16 protein-coding genes are annotated in these 16,462 nt (G+C 62.7%); 9 read left to right on the forward strand and 7 right to left on the reverse strand.

Annotated features, from left to right (window positions below):
- Positions 1 to 80: 80 nt before the first annotated feature.
- From radC to DWU99_RS16720, 3 genes are all read left to right on the forward strand, one after another.
- Positions 81 to 752: a RadC family protein gene (radC, locus tag DWU99_RS16710; protein WP_115479227.1), complete on the forward strand. Its 672-nt coding sequence runs from the start codon at positions 81 to 83 to the stop codon at positions 750 to 752.
- A gap of 496 nt (positions 753 to 1,248) precedes the next feature.
- Positions 1,249 to 2,940, forward strand: a complete 1,692-nt coding sequence (argS, locus tag DWU99_RS16715) for an arginine--tRNA ligase (protein ID WP_115479228.1) — start codon at positions 1,249 to 1,251, stop codon at positions 2,938 to 2,940.
- Complete coding sequence (locus tag DWU99_RS16720) at positions 2,941 to 3,651, forward strand: SPOR domain-containing protein (RefSeq protein ID WP_115479229.1); 711 nt, start codon at positions 2,941 to 2,943, stop codon at positions 3,649 to 3,651. It begins immediately after the preceding gene.
- A 69-nt stretch (positions 3,652 to 3,720) separates the two neighbouring features.
- Here DWU99_RS16720 and DWU99_RS16725 read toward each other — a convergent pair whose 3' ends face one another.
- Positions 3,721 to 5,184, reverse strand: coding sequence for an RDD family protein (locus DWU99_RS16725; protein ID WP_158543327.1), 1,464 nt, complete (start codon positions 5,182 to 5,184; stop codon positions 3,721 to 3,723).
- A gap of 366 nt (positions 5,185 to 5,550) precedes the next feature.
- On the opposite strand from DWU99_RS16725, the gene DWU99_RS16730 reads away from it, so the two are divergent.
- Complete coding sequence (locus DWU99_RS16730) at positions 5,551 to 6,324, forward strand: hypothetical protein (RefSeq protein ID WP_115479231.1); 774 nt, start codon at positions 5,551 to 5,553, stop codon at positions 6,322 to 6,324.
- A gap of 65 nt (positions 6,325 to 6,389) precedes the next feature.
- Here the strand turns inward: DWU99_RS16730 and DWU99_RS16735 are convergent, their stop codons facing one another.
- From DWU99_RS16735 to speA, 5 genes are all read right to left on the reverse strand, one after another.
- Positions 6,390 to 7,253 carry an NAD(P)-dependent oxidoreductase gene (locus DWU99_RS16735; RefSeq protein ID WP_115479232.1) on the reverse strand — a complete coding sequence of 288 codons (864 nt, stop codon included), beginning with the start codon at positions 7,251 to 7,253 and terminating at the stop codon, positions 6,390 to 6,392.
- 15 nt (positions 7,254 to 7,268) lie between these two features.
- On the reverse strand, positions 7,269 to 8,459 hold the full coding sequence (locus tag DWU99_RS16740; RefSeq protein WP_115479233.1) for a DUF3734 domain-containing protein: 1,191 nt from the start codon (positions 8,457 to 8,459) through the stop codon (positions 7,269 to 7,271).
- Positions 8,460 to 8,467: 8 nt separating this feature from the next.
- Positions 8,468 to 9,208: an acetoacetate decarboxylase gene (locus DWU99_RS16745; protein WP_115479234.1), complete on the reverse strand. Its 741-nt coding sequence runs from the start codon at positions 9,206 to 9,208 to the stop codon at positions 8,468 to 8,470.
- Positions 9,209 to 9,308: 100 nt separating this feature from the next.
- Positions 9,309 to 10,094 carry a 3-hydroxybutyrate dehydrogenase gene (locus DWU99_RS16750; RefSeq protein WP_115479235.1) on the reverse strand — a complete coding sequence of 262 codons (786 nt, stop codon included), beginning with the start codon at positions 10,092 to 10,094 and terminating at the stop codon, positions 9,309 to 9,311.
- Positions 10,095 to 10,199: 105 nt separating this feature from the next.
- Complete coding sequence (speA, locus tag DWU99_RS16755; RefSeq protein ID WP_115479236.1) at positions 10,200 to 12,089, reverse strand: biosynthetic arginine decarboxylase; 1,890 nt, start codon at positions 12,087 to 12,089, stop codon at positions 10,200 to 10,202.
- 268 nt (positions 12,090 to 12,357) lie between these two features.
- Here speA and speE point away from each other — a divergent pair, with 268 nt between their 5' ends.
- A complete protein-coding gene (speE, locus tag DWU99_RS16760; RefSeq protein WP_115479237.1) occupies positions 12,358 to 13,209 on the forward strand; it encodes a polyamine aminopropyltransferase in 852 nt (283 codons plus the stop codon).
- A gap of 41 nt (positions 13,210 to 13,250) precedes the next feature.
- Here the strand turns inward: speE and DWU99_RS16765 are convergent, their stop codons facing one another.
- Positions 13,251 to 13,433 carry an antitermination protein NusB gene (locus DWU99_RS16765; protein WP_115479238.1) on the reverse strand — a complete coding sequence of 61 codons (183 nt, stop codon included), beginning with the start codon at positions 13,431 to 13,433 and terminating at the stop codon, positions 13,251 to 13,253.
- Positions 13,434 to 13,589: 156 nt separating this feature from the next.
- Between DWU99_RS16765 and DWU99_RS16770 the strand changes: the two genes are divergently transcribed.
- From DWU99_RS16770 to DWU99_RS16785, 4 genes are all read left to right on the forward strand, one after another.
- Complete coding sequence (locus DWU99_RS16770; protein WP_115479239.1) at positions 13,590 to 14,618, forward strand: hypothetical protein; 1,029 nt, start codon at positions 13,590 to 13,592, stop codon at positions 14,616 to 14,618.
- A gap of 104 nt (positions 14,619 to 14,722) precedes the next feature.
- Entirely contained in the window at positions 14,723 to 15,355 is a 633-nt protein-coding gene (locus DWU99_RS16775) for a ParA family protein (protein WP_115479240.1), read from the forward strand.
- 52 nt (positions 15,356 to 15,407) lie between these two features.
- The gene (locus DWU99_RS16780; protein WP_115479241.1) at positions 15,408 to 15,881 is read left to right on the forward strand and encodes a SixA phosphatase family protein; all 474 of its coding nucleotides are present in this window, start codon (positions 15,408 to 15,410) and stop codon (positions 15,879 to 15,881) included.
- Entirely contained in the window at positions 15,878 to 16,441 is a 564-nt protein-coding gene (locus tag DWU99_RS16785; RefSeq protein ID WP_158543329.1) for a YceI family protein, read from the forward strand. The genes DWU99_RS16780 and DWU99_RS16785 overlap by 4 nt, the downstream gene beginning before the upstream one ends.
- Positions 16,442 to 16,462: the final 21 nt, after the last annotated feature.

A 16,462-nucleotide genomic window follows, 5' to 3' on the forward strand; every position in this document is an offset into this window, starting at 1 on the left:
TACTGGTAGATGGCTAGCTTACCGGATTCATGTACCGCAACCGCTGTCCCGATCGCATCCTCACCAAGGATGCTGGAGGGATGAGTATCAGAGATTGGCCGGAAGGCGAACGTCCCCGTGAAAAACTGCTGGCGCGCGGCAGCGCAGCCCTGTCGGATGCCGAATTGCTTGCCGTGCTGCTGGGCAGCGGCGCACGCGGAAAGGATGCCATCGCCCTGGGACGCGAGTTGTTGATGCGCGCTGGCAGCCTTGGCGCCCTCCTCGGACGGCCGGATCAGGACATCCGCACGACCGGCCTGGGGCCCGCCAAGCGTGCACGTATCGTTGCAGCGCTGGAACTGGCTCGCCGAAGTCTCGCCGAACAACTGGCCGAACGACCTGCGCTGGGCAACCCGCGCGAGAGCGGCGACTATCTGGCCGCTCGCCTGCGCCACCTGCCTTACGAGGTGTTCGCATGCCTCTACCTCGACAACCGCCATCGCGTGATCGCGTTCGAAGAACTGTTTCGAGGCACCATCGACGGCGCCAGCGTGCATCCGCGTGAAGTGGTGCGTGCCTGCCTCAGGCACAACGCCGCCGCCGTGATCTTTGCCCACAACCATCCCAGCGGCGTCGCCGAACCCAGCGCCGCCGATCAGTCGATCACCCGCGAACTCGGCCAGGCGCTGCGGCTGGTCGGCGTGCGCGTGCTGGATCACCTGGTGATCGGTCACGCCGAGCCCGTGTCCATGGCCTCGCGCGGCTTGCTCTGACGGCGCTCGCGGCAAAAAAAACGGCGCGACCGCTAGGTTCGCGCCGGGAGCCGCATGAGGGGAGGGTATAAGGGATGCGGCAGTCCCGTATCGATCCGACGGGGGAGACGCCGGTGATACCCAGCCATTGTCGCAATGCGTCATGACCGGTGTATGACATGCAATGCGCGTGCCTCGGAGGGAAGGGTGGCAAGACTTATGCACATAGCTTGCGCCGAGCCACTTACCGTCATATTGCTGAAGATCACATCAAGTATACGTTTTAGATTATTGTTTTTGTTTGATTATTTTCGTTACAGACTGGTTTCCATCGATCTTTCTCCTATTCGCGCCCACGCGACCTTCACTTTCCCCACAGAGTTATCCACAGATTTTGTCCACCGCAATGCAGCAGGCGAGCCTGCGGACCGGTCAAGATCGTGTAGCAATTGGGAAACGCGGCCCCCGACGTGCCGTCTGTTAGGATGCGCGGTTCCATCCCGACCAATCCCCTCTCGTGAAAGAAGCGCTGCGCGACCTGGTCCTGCGGGCCCTCCAGACCCTCCAAGCCGAAGCCGTTGTGCCGGTGGATATCGAATGGCCGAATTTCGTGATCGAGCGTGCGCGCAGCCGCGAACACGGCGACTTCGCCACCAACGTCGCGATGCTGCTGGCCAAGCCGGCGCGCGCCAAGCCGAGGGAGCTGGCCGAAAAGCTGGTGGCCGCCCTGCCCGCCAACGCACTGGTGGGCAAGATCGAGATTGCCGGGCCGGGGTTCATCAACTTCTTCCTGGCGCCGACGGCTTATCACGCCGAGGCGGGTCGCATGTTGTCCCAAGGCCATGCCTACGGCCGCAACAGTAGCGGCGCCGGCCATACGGTGGGCGTGGAATTCGTGTCGGCCAATCCGACTGGTCCCCTGCACGTGGGACATGGTCGTGCCGCCGTCATCGGGGATTGCCTGAGCCGGCTGCTCGAAGCGACCGGCTGGAACGTCAAACGCGAGTTCTACTACAACGATGCCGGCGTACAGATCCAGAATCTGGCGATCTCGACCCAGGCGCGCGCGCGCGGCCTGGCGCCGGGCGATGCCGGTTGGCCGGAAGACGGCTATCGCGGCGACTACATCGCCGACGTGGCTCGCGCCTATCTAACCGGCGAAACCGTGATCGCCGACGGCCATGCGGTCGTCGGCGCCAAAGATCCCGAAGACCTTGAGGCGATCCGCCATTTCGCCGTGGCCTATCTGCGCCGCGAACAGGACCTGGATCTGCAGGCCTATGGCGTCGGTTTCGACGTGTACTTCCTCGAATCCTCGCTCTACACCGACAGCAAGGTGGAAGAGACCGTGCGCGAGCTGATCGCTCACGGCCACACCTACGAGGAAGGCGGCGCGCTCTGGCTGCGTACCACCGATTTCGGTGACGACAAGGACCGCGTGATGCGCAAGTCCGACGGCACCTACACCTACTTCGTGCCGGACGTGGCCTACCACCGCAGCAAATGGCTGCGCGGCTACGAGCGAGCGATCACCGAACTGGGCTCGGATCACCATGGCAGCCTCGCCCGCGTGCACGCGGGACTGCAGGCGCTGGATTGCGGCATCCCCAAAGGCTGGCCGGAATACGTGCTGCACCAGATGGTGACGGTCATGCGCGGTGGCGAGGAAGTGAAAATCTCCAAGCGTGCGGGCAGCTACGTCACGCTGCGCGACCTGATCGAAGAAGCCGGCCGCGACGCCACGCGCTACTTCCTGATCGCGCGCAAGGCCGACTCGCAGCTGGTCTTCGACATTGACCTCGCCCGCTCGCAGAGCAACGACAACCCGGTCTATTACATCCAGTACGCCCACGCCCGCGTGTGCCGCGTACTGGAAGAACTCGCCGAACGTGGCCTGCCACCGGTCGACACCCAGGCCGGCGTTGCACAAATGGCGCGCCTGGACACGGAACCCGAACAGATCCTGCTCACGGAGCTGTCGCGTTACCCGGAAGTGGTCGAGGCCGCCGCCAACAATCTGGAACCGCACCTGATCGCGCAATATCTGCGCGAACTTGCCGGCGCGCTTCACAGTTACTATCACGAGCACAAGTGGATCGTGGACGATGCCGAGCTGCGCAACGCGCGCATCACGCTCGCCGTCGCCACCCGTCAGGTCATACGCAACGGATTGGATTTGCTGGGACTCAGTGCCCCGGAGAAGATGTAAATGGCACCACGCAAGGGCAAAGGCCGTCAGGCCGTGCGCAATAACAGCGGCGGGTTTCCAGCCTGGGCCGGCGTCGTCATCGGCATCCTGATCGGAGCCCTGGTCGTCGTCGTGCTCATGCGCCACTCGCTGGTACCCATGGCACCCAAGGGTCCCCAGCCCAATCCCGAAGCGACCGCGCAGCCTGGCAGCGACGAAGGTCTGGCACCGGCCAACGGAACGACGACGCCGAAAAAACCGCAATACGATTTCTACTCCGTGCTGTCGGAGAAGGAAGTACGTATTCCGGATTCGGAAATCAGCGCGCAAGCCAAGGCGGAACAACAACAGCAACTCGCCACGCAACAGCAGCCGGCGCAGAATGCCGCTCCGACGGCTCCGCAGCTGCCGCCCAACGCACCGCGCGCCGTCACGCAGAACATCACCGCGGCTCCGCAGTCGGCCGTGGCGCCGCCGCCCGCAGCCAGCTCGGCGCAAAACGGCTACCTGCTGCAGGTCGGCGCATTCCCGAGTGCGTCAGACGCGGAGACGCTGAAAGCCAAGCTTGCGCTGCAGGGTTTTGTCGCCAACGTGCAATCGGTCAGCGTGGGCGGCCAGACGTACCATCGCGTGCGTCTGGGGCCGTTCCATTCGGCCACGGATCTGGAATCGGCCAAACAGCGACTCGCATCGGCGGGCTTCCCTGCGATCGCGCTGAAAGAAGGCCACTGATTTCCGGCACCCGAAAGCAAAAAAGCCACGCATCGCGTGGCTTTTTTGTTTCTGCGTCCGAAGCCCGCACTACTGCGTTCGGCACATCGGTGGCAGGTATTGATTCGGGATGTCCTCACTGGCGCAAGTCCAGTTGATGGCACGTCCCTGGAGCGAGGGCGTGAGCGTGATGTGTTTGTCGCGCAGCATCGGCGTCGCCTGGCCACCGAAGCTGGCGATGACGGCACCGTCGACGACGGACACCGACGACACATAGCGCCCATGCAATTGATCCGGACTGTCCAGCCCCGCCTGCCTGTTGTCGGCCGGCGGCGTGCCGTTCGTCAGCAGATAGTTGGTGACGGCGGTCTTCGCGTTTTGGGTGACGACGATCGCTTCAGTCGTCTGAGCGCGGGTGAGGTAACTCTGATAAGCCGGAATGGCGATCGCCGCCAGTATGGGAATCAGGAGGAAAAACCCACCACCAATCACAACCAGCACGATCGCCCAAGCCGGCATCGGCGGTGCAGCCGTCCTCTGATCTGAACTATCGCCTTGCTGCCACGCTTCCAACGCGTGCTTGCGCACCACAAAAGTGCCAGCCATAAGATCGTGCAAGGCCTGCTTTCGGCTCGTCCAGCCAGCCATCATGTAGCCGATATTGAGGATTAGGCCGGAAATGAATTTGCCGAGAAACCGCCCGAACGAATGCCAAAAACCGATGCGATCGCCGTTTTCGTTGGTGACAAGCAAACCCAGCGCCAATTTGCCGGGCGTTGCCTGCTTCGAGCTGGATTCCCATAACGGGAAATACAACCACACCGAAAAGACCAGCGCGATGGCGATAAGCCCTGGCAATATTTGCGGCTGCCCATCGACCGCACTCCGATGAGGAAGCATGAGCCCCAAGAACATGAACACCACAATGAACGCCACTGAGATGAGCAGGCTATCGACGAGATAGGCTGCCAGGCGCATCCAGAAGCCGCCATACATGCCTGCGGCGTACTCGGGTAATAGGTGCACGTGGCGCGAGAGCGGCTCAGCGACATCGACGGCATCCATGCGCATCGCATCGACGTACGCCGCTGGTTTGGCCTCCGCGACCGCGGCGGGTGGCGGCACATCGTCTTCCAAATGCAACGGCAATGGCGCCAATGGCAGCGCGGCTTCCAGGGTCTGCCAGGTATGCTCGCCTTTGATGCACGCGCGCGTCTGGCGATCCAGCGAACCGCTGTCGATGGCATGTCGCACGTAGGCTTCGCTGACGGGCCCTCGCACTTCCCCATCCTGCTGAAGCCACAGGTATCGGCCGCTCGGATTGGCGAGCGCGACGGCATCGGCGCCGCAGTTGATCAGGGCATCGTGCTGGCCAAGGGCTGCCGACTGGGTCACGGCTTTCAGCGTGAGCGGCACGCGATCGAGAATGCGCGTGCGAAACGTGTCCGGCTCGAGCTTCATCATCTCGGCCGCGCTTTGCCATGCGGTTTGCGGGTCCTGGCCAGCGACCGTCTTTCCGGTCAGGGTCACTGACCAGTTCGTAGCTTCGTCCATGGCTCCCCCCATGCGCATCGGCTTGCGTGGGACTCTAGCACGACCCTCGCCGACGGCACGCCGATGGTGAACCGAGCCATCACCGGCACGAGCGCGCCTCTTCCATGACTCTGCCCGAGGCAAATCAGGCCCGAGATATCGTCGTCGCCTTAACCAGGCCGTTCCCAGCAGCAGCCCTGTAGCGCGGCCCTCCGCGGGCAGAACCGGTATCTACCGCCACGCCATTGGACTATCAAAATCATAATTCTTGCCATTAACCGCGCATTGTCTCGTTCATGGCGCGCATAATGGTTCGAGCCGCCCGTTTCGCAAGAACCAGGGGAACCCCAACCAGCTACAGGGCCATGGCCCTGAATGGAGGTTCTTATGAAGAACGTCACGGCGTGGCTTGCTTTGGCATTGCTCTGCGGCACAGCGGCGCAAGCGCAAGATAAGACAGCACCCGTTACCGTCATGCGCGATTACACCGACGTGGTAGCACCGGCGGATCAGCAGGCGTACGAAGCGGGTGTCAAAAACTTCAACCAATGCCTACGCCAGCATGGCTTCAAGTACACCTGGACCGCATGGGTGCACGAAACGGGCGATACGTACACCTATTCGTATACCTCCGATCCGATTCCATGGAGCAGCTTCGACGACATGGATGCTGCGGGCAAAGCGTGCGATGCGGTGCTCAGGTCCAGCATCAACCCGCACCTGAAGAGCGAGACCAGCGCGTTCCTGCAAGTCATGCCCGAGCTGAGCCATGTGCCTAAAGGCGCGGACGCAACGCCCAAGCTTATCGAGGTCACGTTCTTCATGCTCAAACCCGGCCATGAGGCTTTCGACACGTTCTTGACCAACACCAAAAAGATCGCCGCAGCCGCTGAAAAATCCAACTGGCCGTATTACTTCAGGATCGGGCAGGTCATCGATGCGGGCGACGGAGCACCGAGCTTCGTATTGATATCCCCCTCCAACAGCTGGGCGGAACTGGGCAAGGATCCCGATCCCAGTGTGTGGAAGATGGTCGAGAACGTGTACGGAAAGGCCGATGGCTTAGCCATCCGCAAAGCCATCAACGATGCCCTCAAGGACGTGACATCGCATGTCGACAGCTACAGCGCGGATCTGACTTACACCGCACCCGCAAAGTGATTGACCGCATGTGATCCAGGCGGCTCCGCCGTGGGCCGCCTGTTTCATGTTGCATAGCTCTGTCGTCAGTGCTTGCGCTTGAGGCGAATCAGCCCCGAGATATCGTCATCGCCATGCCCTTGGCGCATCAGCTCGGCGTAGTCGGCGAGCGAGCGCTCGATCACCGTGCGATCGGTGCCGACACCTTCGGCGATGCCGCGCACGATGCCCAGATCCTTGTGCAAGAGCGCGAGCTTGAAGCCCACGCTGAATTCGTTCTTCAACATCGTCGCGCCACGCTTTTCCAGGAACCAGTTACCGGCCGCGCCTGCACCGAGCGTGGGGATCAGTCGTTCAGGGTCGAGACCGAGCGCTTCGCCCAAGGCCAGGCCTTCGCAAACCGCCTGCGCGATACCGGCCACCAGCACCTGGTTCACCGCCTTGGTCGCCTGTCCGGCACCGACGTCACCGAGATGCGTAATGCGCAGCGCATACGCCTCCAGCACCGGGCGCGCACGCTCCAGCACTGCTGCATCGCCGCCAACCATCACGGACAACTTGCCGTTCTTCGCGCCTTCCACGCCGCCGGATACCGGCGCATCGAGGAAGTGCGCACCCACGGCGGCGAGGCGTTCGGCAGCCTGCTTTGCGGTGTGCGGCGCGACGGTGGAGTGATCCACCACGATCACACCCGCCTTCAGGTGCGGTGCCAATGCATCGACCGTGGAAAGCACATCGGCATCAGCCGTCACGCACAGCGCGATCACATCGCATTGGCCTGCCAAATCCGCCAACGTGGCCGGAGCGCTTACGCCAAGTTCCTGCGCGAGGGTCACAGCCTTGGCATGCGTCCGATTGGCCACGGCATGCAACAAACCACGCTGTTTCAGGTGTCCGGCCATCGGTGCGCCCATCGCGCCCAAACCGATGAATGCAGCTTTCAGGGTCATGCTTGTTCCTTATGCTCAATCGCAGTTGAGCACACGATGTACATCGTGTGTCACGAAGGGGTTTTCGCGAGTCGGCGGATCGAGCCAGTGCGGTTGCGTCAGGGTGTGACGCATGTCGGTCAGGCCGCTCTGCCAATGCTCGTGCATCGTAGCAGCACTGAATTCGTAATCCTTGTAGTGCCCTTCGTAGGGCTTGTCGCGATAGATCAGATGGACGAGGTTGGTCAGCGCGCCATTGGAATAGCGCTCCGCCCGTCGATAAGCCGATTCCTTGCGTTTTTCCTCCGGCACCAGCGCCATCAGTTCATGCAGCAACTGCTGTTGCTCGCGCGTGTTGTGCATGTACTCGGTCACCAGGCGGGTGCGGCTGGAGTACTGGATGTCCTTGACGCGTTCCGCAACGGTGCCCATGTCGCGCGGCAAGGCGCCGCATGCGCTCCACAGGTCGACCTGGAAGATCAGCGAATCGCGATGCGGCCGCTCCGACAACACTTTGTATAGCGGCGTGTTGGAAACCATGCCGCCGTCCCAGTAGTACTCGCCGTCGATTTCCACCGCGGGAAAACCCGGCGGAAGCGCGCCGGATGCCATGAAGTGTTCGGGTCTGAGCTGGCCCACGCGATTGTCGAAGTACGCAAAGTTGCCGGTGCGCACATTGACCGCACCCACCGACACGCGCACGCATTTGGGATGATTGATGCGATCGAAGTCGGCCAGGCGTTCGAGCGTTTCGCGCAGCGGCGTGGTGTCGTACCAACTGGTCGTGGCCGGTGTGCCATGCCACTGCAGGATCGGCGGCGGCATGCGCGGCTGGAAGAAACCGCTCTGCCCTTCCGTGAGCGCGCGCCACGCCGCCATGGCATTCATGCCATCGCGAAACATCTGCGGCCAGGTCATGTTTTCCGGCCAAGGAATCGCGGGACGATTCGGCCAGAACGCCGACTTGCAGATCGTTTCCCAGAATTCGGTGAGCCGTTCGACCCGGTGCTCCGGCGCGTTGCCGGCGATGATCGCCGCGTTCAACGCACCGATCGAAATACCCGCGATCCAGTTCGGATGCACACCGGCTTCATCGAGCGCCTGATAGACACCCGCCTGGTAGGCACCAAGCGCACCACCACCCTGCAATACCAGGGCGGTGACCTTGTAAGCATCCTGCGCGGAGTGATGCGCAACCGTCGGCGACGACGTCTTGGGCGTAGCCATGCAGACCTCTACTCAGCCAGATAATCGTGAACCACCGTGCCCAGGTCGAGCGTGAGATCGGTGATGTAATGCACTGCCGATTCCACTTTCAGAACGGGCAGATCGGCAACCGGCGCCAGCGCGTGCGGATGAAGTTCCAGCGACGCCGGCCCCGTCCACGCACCTTTCAGCGTGACGTTGCTGGTGTAGTAACGGACAAGCTCGCAAATGCGCGGTGTACCGTCCACGTGCGGAATGATCTTCAGCAGATAATTCGGCGCGGCGAGACCGGCGAGCACGGCCGCATGATCGGCGACGCGATGCTTGAAACCCATGGTGGCTTTGGCCACGCGCACCTTGCCGTAATCGAGCGTGCCCACGAGCGTGTCGATTTCGGTTTCAAGCAGAGGTGTAGCGAGTTTCTTGGGAAAACCCCAAAGCTCGCGACCGCCGGCGATCGGCGGATGGTCGTTGAGGTACATCGCATGGACATAGCCGCCGCGCTCACCGTTGAAACTCACGGGAATGACTTGCCCGGATTCGGTGTAATCGCCGAATCCGGTGGAGTCGGGCATGCGGATGAATTCGTATTTCACCACCGGCTCGGTGACTTCGAGCGGCTCGGGCACCACGGCACGCAGCGCGTCCATGTCGGTGCGGTAGGTGATGACCAGAAACTCGCGATTGACGAAACGATAAGGCCCTGGCGGAAATGCGGGGCTGGTCAGCGGCATGGCGAAGGCATTGGCCTTGACGTCGGCAATTTTCATGGGCGCTTCCTAGTGAAGGTTTTGCGTGGCACCTAATTCAACTCGCCGCCATCCGCTCCCTTCACTGCAAGCAGGAAAGGGAGCGATGCGGGCAAGTGGATTACTGCATGTACCAGCCGTGGCTCACCACGAAGCTTTGACCAGTGAGTGCGGCGCTCGGGAATGCCGCCAGAAACAGCGCCGTCTCCGCAATATCCTCGACGGTGGTAAATACGCCATCCACCGTGTCCTTCAGCATCACGTTCTTGATCACGTCCGCTTCGCTGATGCCGAGCTCTTTCGCCTGCTCCGGAATCTGCTTCTCCACCAGCGGCGTGCGCACGAAGCCGGGGCAGATCACATGCGAGCGCACGTTATGCGCGGCGCCTTCTTTCGCCAGCGTACGTGCCAGGCCCAGCAGACCGTGCTTGGCGGTGACATATGCGGATTTCAGTTTGGATGCTTCGTGCGAATGCACGGAACCCATGTAGATCACGGTGCCGCCGCGATCGCCTTTGTACATATGCTTGAGTGCTGCCTTGGTGGTGAGGAAGCCACCGTCGAGATGAATCGCCAGCATCTTTTTCCAATCGGCGAACGAGAACTGATCGATCGGATTGATGATCTGCACGCCCGCGTTGGAAATCAGGATGTCCAGGCTGCCGAAGGCCGCAACGGTCTTGTCGGTGCCCGCGTTCACCGCGTCTTCGTTGGTGACGTCCATTTCGATGCCGATGGCCTTGCCGCCGGCTGCGTTGATCTCCGCCGCTGCCGCGTCGGCGGCCTGCTGGTTGATGTCGGCGATCGCAACCGCCGCACCGTTCTTCGCATAAAGCTCTGCGATGGCCTTGCCCAGGCCGCTTGCCGCGCCCGTGATCAATGCAACTTTGCCGTCGAGTTTTGCCATGTGCCACTCCTTCGGATGGGGATGGGGAGAAGTATTTGCGAGCGGCACATGCTCTTACCGCCTGGAGCGCCTCGCCGCATGGCCAGACGCCCGGGCTCTGTCAGATCAACGCACGCCCTCGGATAGGTAGGTATAGCCGGTCAGACCTTCATTCAATGTTACAAACAGTTTTTCGGCCTGCTCGCCGCCGATATTCGCCGCCGCAATGCGCTCGCGGTAGCTACGGCGCAACGCTTCGAGGTCGTAGCCTACGTAATCGAGCATCAAATCGGTGGTATCGCCGCGACGCTTGTGCGCGAACACATAGTTTCCGCCGTCGACACGAACGTTCACGGCATCGGTGTCGCCGAATAGATTGTGGATATCGCCGAGCGTTTCCTGATAGGCGCCGACCATGAAAATGCCCAAGCGGTACGACTCGCCCTCTTTCAGCGCATGCAGCGGAAGGCTCACGTCCACACCTTCCGCGTCCACATAGTTGTCGATGCGACCATCCGAATCGCAAGTAAGGTCGACCAGCACGCCGCGGCGCGTCGGCTGTTCGTTCAAGCGCGCGATCGGCGCGATCGGGAAAATCTGATCGATCGCCCAGACGTCCGGCACTGATTCGAACACCGAGAAGTTGACGAAGTATTTGTCGACGAGTTTTTCGTCGAGATCGTCCAAGGCCTGGCGATGCGCACGCTCGGAGGGAAGCAATCGCGAACGCACGGCATTGACGATGGCGTAGTACAACTCGTCCAGCCGCGCGCGCGCGGCCAAAGACAGCTGACCGAGTGCATACAGCGTCTGACCTTCCTGCAGGTGATGTTGCGCTTCGTGGAAGAGTTCGAGCGGCGGGCGCGCATCCAGCTCGTCGTGCACTTCGCGCAAATGACGCAACACGGCCGGCTCGTTGCCATCGGGCGGCGGCAAGCTGCCAGCGGACACGGATTCCACTTCGCTCACGTTGATCACCATCACCGCATGGTGCGCGGTCATCGCGCGCCCGGCTTCGGTGATGATGTGCGGGGCTTTCAGGCCTTCGGCATCCACCGCCTCGGCCAGCGATTGCACGATGGTGGCGGCGTACTGTTCCAGCGAATAGTTGATCGAATTGTGGCTGCGCGAACGCGAGCCTTCGTAATCCACGCCCAAACCGCCGCCGACGTCGACGATGTCCAGCGGCACGCCCAGGCGCGTGAGTTCCACGAAATAGCGCGTGGCTTCGCGCATGCCGTTGGCGATGTCGCGCACGTTGGAAATCTGCGAACCCATGTGGAAGTGCTGCAGTTTCAGCGTGTGCTTCAAACCCGCCTGATCCAGACGCGTCACCAGGCTCAGCACCTGCGCCGGCGACAGGCCGAATTTGCCCTTGTCGCCGCCGGTGTTCTGCCATTTTCCGGCGCCGATCGAAGCCAGGCGCACGCGCACGCCGAGCAGCGGCTCGACGTCCAGCGCCTTCGCTTCCGCAATCACGTGCTCGAGTTCCGACGGTTTCTCGATCACGATGTGGATGCGCAAGCCGAGCTTGCGCCCGATCAATGCGAGGCGAATGTATTCGCGATCCTTGTAGCCGTTGCAGATCACGATCGACCCGGGCCGCGCCATCGCCAGCACCGCCATCAGTTCCGGCTTGGAGCCGGCTTCGAGACCAAAGCCTTGTTCGCCGGCAGCAACCAACTCGGCGACCACGCCGCGCTGCTGGTTCACCTTGATCGGATAGACGGCCGTGTAACCGCCCGCATAGTTCCATTCGCCGATCGCCTTGGCGAACGCACCCTGCAGGCGCGCAAGACGGTCGGCGAGAATGTCGGGAAAGCGCACCAGCAGCGGAAGACGCAGACCTTCGGCGCGTGCGCGATCGACGATATCCGGCAGCGAGAAGGCGGGACCGTTCGCGCCATGCGGACGCATCACGATGTCGCCGGCATCGTTCACGTCGACGTAGCCGTCGCCCCAGTAAGGCACGGCATAAGTGTGACGCGCGATATCGGTATTCCAGGAATTCGCCATGTTGACGGTATCTCCTAATGGAGGCGGTTCATTGACCCCAGGGATGACATCGTCGCAGCGGCGAGCCTTGACGAACGCGAAGCCCCCCGGCCGGAAGCCTCGCACGCCGCGGGGCCGAAGGGGCTTGGCAGGCCGCCGCGGAACGGCAACCCGAAGGTCTATTGTAATGGGCGCAGGCGACAATTTGAGGTCATCCGTACCGGGACGCCGGGTACGGTTGTCGCTACAATTACATCTCTTTAACCACGGTCCCCAGGATTTCCCCGTCATGTCGCAGCCCAGCTGGTTCACCGAAGCGCACCAGGCTTCCGGATCCTCCATCGGTTATCGCTTGGAGAAGCCGCTTCATGCCGAGAAAACCCCGTTCCAGACCATCGAGATCTACCAGACCACCGATTGGGGCAACCTGATGGTGATCGACGGCTGCGTGATGCTGACCGGCCGCGACAATTTCCTCTATCACGAGATGATGACCCACCCGGCGCTGTTCACGCATGCGCGCGCCAAGCGCGTGGTGATCATCGGTGGCGGCGACTGCGGCACGCTGCGCGAAGTGCTCAAGCACGAGGAAGTGGAGCACGCCGCGCAGGTGGAAATCGACGAGCGCGTCACGCGCCTGGCCGAGCAGTATTTCCCGGAGCTGTGCGAATCCAACAACGATCCGCGCGCGGAACTGCTCTTCATCGACGGCATCAAGTACATGGCCGAAGCCGAGCCGGAATCGCTCGACCTCATCATCGTCGACTCGACCGACCCGGTCGGCCCAGCCGAAGGCCTTTTCAACGCTGCGTTCTACACGAGCTGTTACAAGGCGCTGCGTCATGGCGGCATCCTGGTGCAGCAAAGCGAATCGCCGCTGGCGCATCTGGAACTGATCAAGTCGATGCGCGCCGCCATGCGCACGGCAGGCTTCAGCGCGGTGAAGACGCTGCCGTTCCCGCAGCCGTGCTACCCCACCGGCTGGTGGAGCTGCACGATGGCGCGCAAAGGTGGCGACCTGGTCGGTTTCCGCGAGCGCGGCGCCATCAGCAAGAATTTCCCCACCCGCTACTACAACGCCGACGTGCACAAGGGTGCGCTGGCGCTGCCCGAATTCATGCGCGAAGCGCTGGGCGAATAAGGTCGTACAGGCACCCTCGACGCCTGCCCACGCGGCAGGCGTCAGAACAGCCGGTCACGCACCTTCGGCATCAGCACCAGCGCCAAGGTAGCGAAGGGACCGAACAGCACCGACAGCACGAACCACAACAGGCCGTTGCGGTTCTTTCCCTGTGCCAGGCCCGCATTGATCAAGGCCAGCGTTCCCCATCCGACAAACCATGGGGCGTTCCCCTGGGCCAACATCGAAAACGACTCCACAGCATTCTCCTGTGTACCGCTTGGGCAAGAGGACATGCTAACAGCTAGCTGGGAGGGCGCGGACCAACCGGCTGTTCAGAACATCCTCAACGCCGGCCCGTTATGCTGGCGTCTTTATGAATGAATGACGGAGCACCCTCGATGCGTGGATGGCGTCGCCCCCTAGCCCTCACCCTGGCCTGCGCACTTGCCACCCCTGCGATGGCCGCGACCCAGCCGCAAGCGGCAGCACCGAACGCCAACAAGGCCGCCGCCGCGCGCAACCAGGCCCTGGCCTCGTTCCAGAGCGATCTGGTCAACGTGCTCGCACCCAGCGGGGCCGCCGAACGCCTGCTGGCCGCGGCGCTGCTGGCACGCCCGCTCCCCAACCAGAACAAGGTGAACTCCTTCCACGCGCTGATCGAACGCGCCGCGCATGCGGACGATGCCGGTCCCGCCGAAAACTGGGCCCGCCTGGCCGACTGCGACCCCAAGAACTCCAGCTGCCCCAACACCGATGCGCTGGCGCAGTTGGTCCAGCAGGCGCCGGACAATGCGGCAGTCTGGCTGGCCAAGCTGAGCCAGGACGTCAACAACCTGAAGTCGCAGGACGCCCGCCAGGACCTGGCCAAGGCCGCTGCCGCCAAGCTGTATGACGATTATTCGGGCATCGGCCTGAAGGCTCTGGCCAACGCCGTCAGCGTGTTGCCGCCGCCCAACGCCACCATCGACCCCAACTCCGCCGCCGGCGCCAACGGCGTGCAGCTGCTGATTGCCTTCGGCAGCGCCCAGGGCATGCCGCAGCCGGCCCTGCGCGACACGGCGACGTTTTGCGAAAAACACGCCGCCGACGATACCTCGGTCAAGGACGACTGCCTGAAGCTGGGCAAGACCCTGGAGTGGGGTTCCAGCCCGCTGGCACGTTCGCTCGGCCTGCATCTGCGCGAGGTGCTCAATCCGGATCCTGCGCAGCAGCAGGATGCGCAAGTGGCCCGCCGCAGCCTGGTGTGGCAGGTGCAGAACTTCGCCGAGCTGTCCCTGCGCGCGCAGAACGACAAGGCGCAATCGCAACATCTGCTGGCCCTGGCCCGCACGGGCGGTACGCAGATGAGCCTGGTGCTGGCCGCCCTGCACGACGATGGCATCCCCACCGACGCCCCCGCCGACGCACAGCCGGCCCAAACAAACTAACAAGCGAAAATCGGGTGCGATGGCCGCTGCGCCATCGCGCCCTGTTCCCAAGTTCACCTTTCCCCCGCTACCCTTGGTCCACCTCACGCCATTAGGGGTAGTCGATGGTCACGGTGTTGGTAGCAAGCAGCAAAGGCGGTTGCGGCAAGAGCACGCTGGTCACCCAACTGGCCTCGCATTGGGCACAGGATGGCAAGCGCACGGCCATTGTCGACGGTGACCCGCAGGGCTCCAGCTTTCGTTGGGCCAGCCTTCGTCCGGACAACGTGCCGGGCGTTCTGGCGATGGAAGGCGGCCGCAAGGCGTTGGACAAGTTGCCCGACGATACCGATCGCGTGCTGATCGACACCGCCGCCGGCTCGCACGAGAAAGAACTCGAGCCCTATCTGGAAAAGGCCGATGTGCTGCTGGTACCCGCCCTGCCGTCGTCCTTCGACTTGCACGCCACGCTGAATTTCCTGCAACACCTGCGCAGCATCAGCCGCATCAAGCGCGGTAAATTGCCGGTGGCGCTGGTAGGCAACCGGCTCAAGCCGTGGACGCACGCCAGCCAGGATGCCATGGAACAACTGGCCGAACAGGCGCCGTTTCCGGTGGTGGCGCAATTGCGCGACACCCAGGCCTACGTCTTGTTGACGTCGCTGGGCAAGGGCATCTTCGACTACGGGTCCGAGCAGGTGCGCGGCCATCAACAAGACTGGGCGCCGCTGCTACGCTGGATCAAACGCCAGCATTGAGCATGTTCCGAGCCGCATTGAACCGGAACATCTTTCAGGAGAACACACGACCATGCACGAACTGATCCTGCTGCGACATGCCGAAGCCCAGCCCGCGCCGCCGGGCGGCGAGGACGTCGTGCGCCACCTGAGCGGTCGCGGTGAACAGGAGGCTCGTGCCGCCGGCACGTGGCTGAAGTCGCATGGCGTGCGTCCCGATCGCGTGCTTTGTTCCCCCTCGGAACGCACCTGCGCCACCGCGCAACTTGCGCTTTCCGCACTGGAACGCGCGCCGGACATGCAGATGGCGCCGGAGATCTACAACGCCACGCCGGGCGAGTTGCTGGCCTTGCTCGATCAACACGATGACGTGAACACGCTACTGCTGGTCGGTCACAATCCAGGTATCGAGCGGCTGGTGGCCTTGCTGGTCGAAGGCCGTTCCGATGAATTTCGTGGCATGCCGCCGGCCGGATTGGCCGTGCTTCATCTGGATGGCCCGCTGGAACCGGGCAACGCACGACTGGATGCGTTCTGGTCGCCGTGAGGCGGCTCGCGCTCTCGCTACTGTTGTTGTTGCCGGCTTGCGCCATTGCCAGCGAAGCCGATTACCGCATCGATCCCGTCACTTCGCAGGCCACTTTCCAGGTTCGCGTGCTCTGGCTGGAAAGCGTCAACGGTCACTTCTCGGATGTCGTCGGCAACGTCGTGCCGGGCCCGCGTCCCGATAGCTGGGTGGTCAATGCCGACATCCCGGTGGACAGTGTGGCGATGCCGTCGACACGTCTGCGCCGGTGGGTACTGGCGCCGGACTTTTTCGATGCCAGCCACCACCCCATCATCCATTTCGTCTCCAACCCGATCTCGCAAGATCAATTGGACGACGGCGGCACGCTCACCGGATACATCACCGTGCGCGGAGTCACCGCGCCCGTGCAGTTTGCGGTGCACCCCGTGCACTGCGACCGCCTGGCGGCGGCGCCTTGCCGCATCCAGCTCAGCGGTCGCGTGCATCGCAGTACGTTCGGCATGACCAGCGACCGCCTCGCGCTTTCCGATAGCGTGGACCTGAACCTGAGCATCACGCTGCAACCCGAAAGTCTCTAGCCGGCGGCTATCATCCGCGGC

The sequence above is a fragment of the Dyella psychrodurans genome (genome assembly GCF_003363265.1).
Taxonomy (GTDB): Bacteria; Pseudomonadota; Gammaproteobacteria; order Xanthomonadales; family Rhodanobacteraceae; genus Dyella_B; species Dyella_B psychrodurans.

Coding starts and splice junctions, on each gene's coding strand:
- DWU99_RS16725 (WP_158543327.1), bottom strand. CDS start 5,184: ATGGACGAAGCTACGAACTGGTCAGTGACCCTGACCGGAAAGACGGTC.
- DWU99_RS16765 (WP_115479238.1), bottom strand. CDS start 13,433: ATGTTGGCCCAGGGGAACGCCCCATGGTTTGTCGGATGGGGAACGCTG.
- speE (WP_115479237.1), top strand. CDS start 12,358: ATGTCGCAGCCCAGCTGGTTCACCGAAGCGCACCAGGCTTCCGGATCC.
- DWU99_RS16750 (WP_115479235.1), bottom strand. CDS start 10,094: ATGGCAAAACTCGACGGCAAAGTTGCATTGATCACGGGCGCGGCAAGC.
- DWU99_RS16740 (WP_115479233.1), bottom strand. CDS start 8,459: ATGGCTACGCCCAAGACGTCGTCGCCGACGGTTGCGCATCACTCCGCG.
- DWU99_RS16780 (WP_115479241.1), top strand. CDS start 15,408: ATGCACGAACTGATCCTGCTGCGACATGCCGAAGCCCAGCCCGCGCCG.
- DWU99_RS16730 (WP_115479231.1), top strand. CDS start 5,551: ATGAAGAACGTCACGGCGTGGCTTGCTTTGGCATTGCTCTGCGGCACA.
- DWU99_RS16770 (WP_115479239.1), top strand. CDS start 13,590: ATGCGTGGATGGCGTCGCCCCCTAGCCCTCACCCTGGCCTGCGCACTT.
- DWU99_RS16735 (WP_115479232.1), bottom strand. CDS start 7,253: ATGACCCTGAAAGCTGCATTCATCGGTTTGGGCGCGATGGGCGCACCG.
- DWU99_RS16720 (WP_115479229.1), top strand. CDS start 2,941: ATGGCACCACGCAAGGGCAAAGGCCGTCAGGCCGTGCGCAATAACAGC.
- radC (WP_115479227.1), top strand. CDS start 81: ATGAGTATCAGAGATTGGCCGGAAGGCGAACGTCCCCGTGAAAAACTG.
- DWU99_RS16745 (WP_115479234.1), bottom strand. CDS start 9,208: ATGAAAATTGCCGACGTCAAGGCCAATGCCTTCGCCATGCCGCTGACC.
- DWU99_RS16775 (WP_115479240.1), top strand. CDS start 14,723: ATGGTCACGGTGTTGGTAGCAAGCAGCAAAGGCGGTTGCGGCAAGAGC.
- speA (WP_115479236.1), bottom strand. CDS start 12,089: ATGGCGAATTCCTGGAATACCGATATCGCGCGTCACACTTATGCCGTG.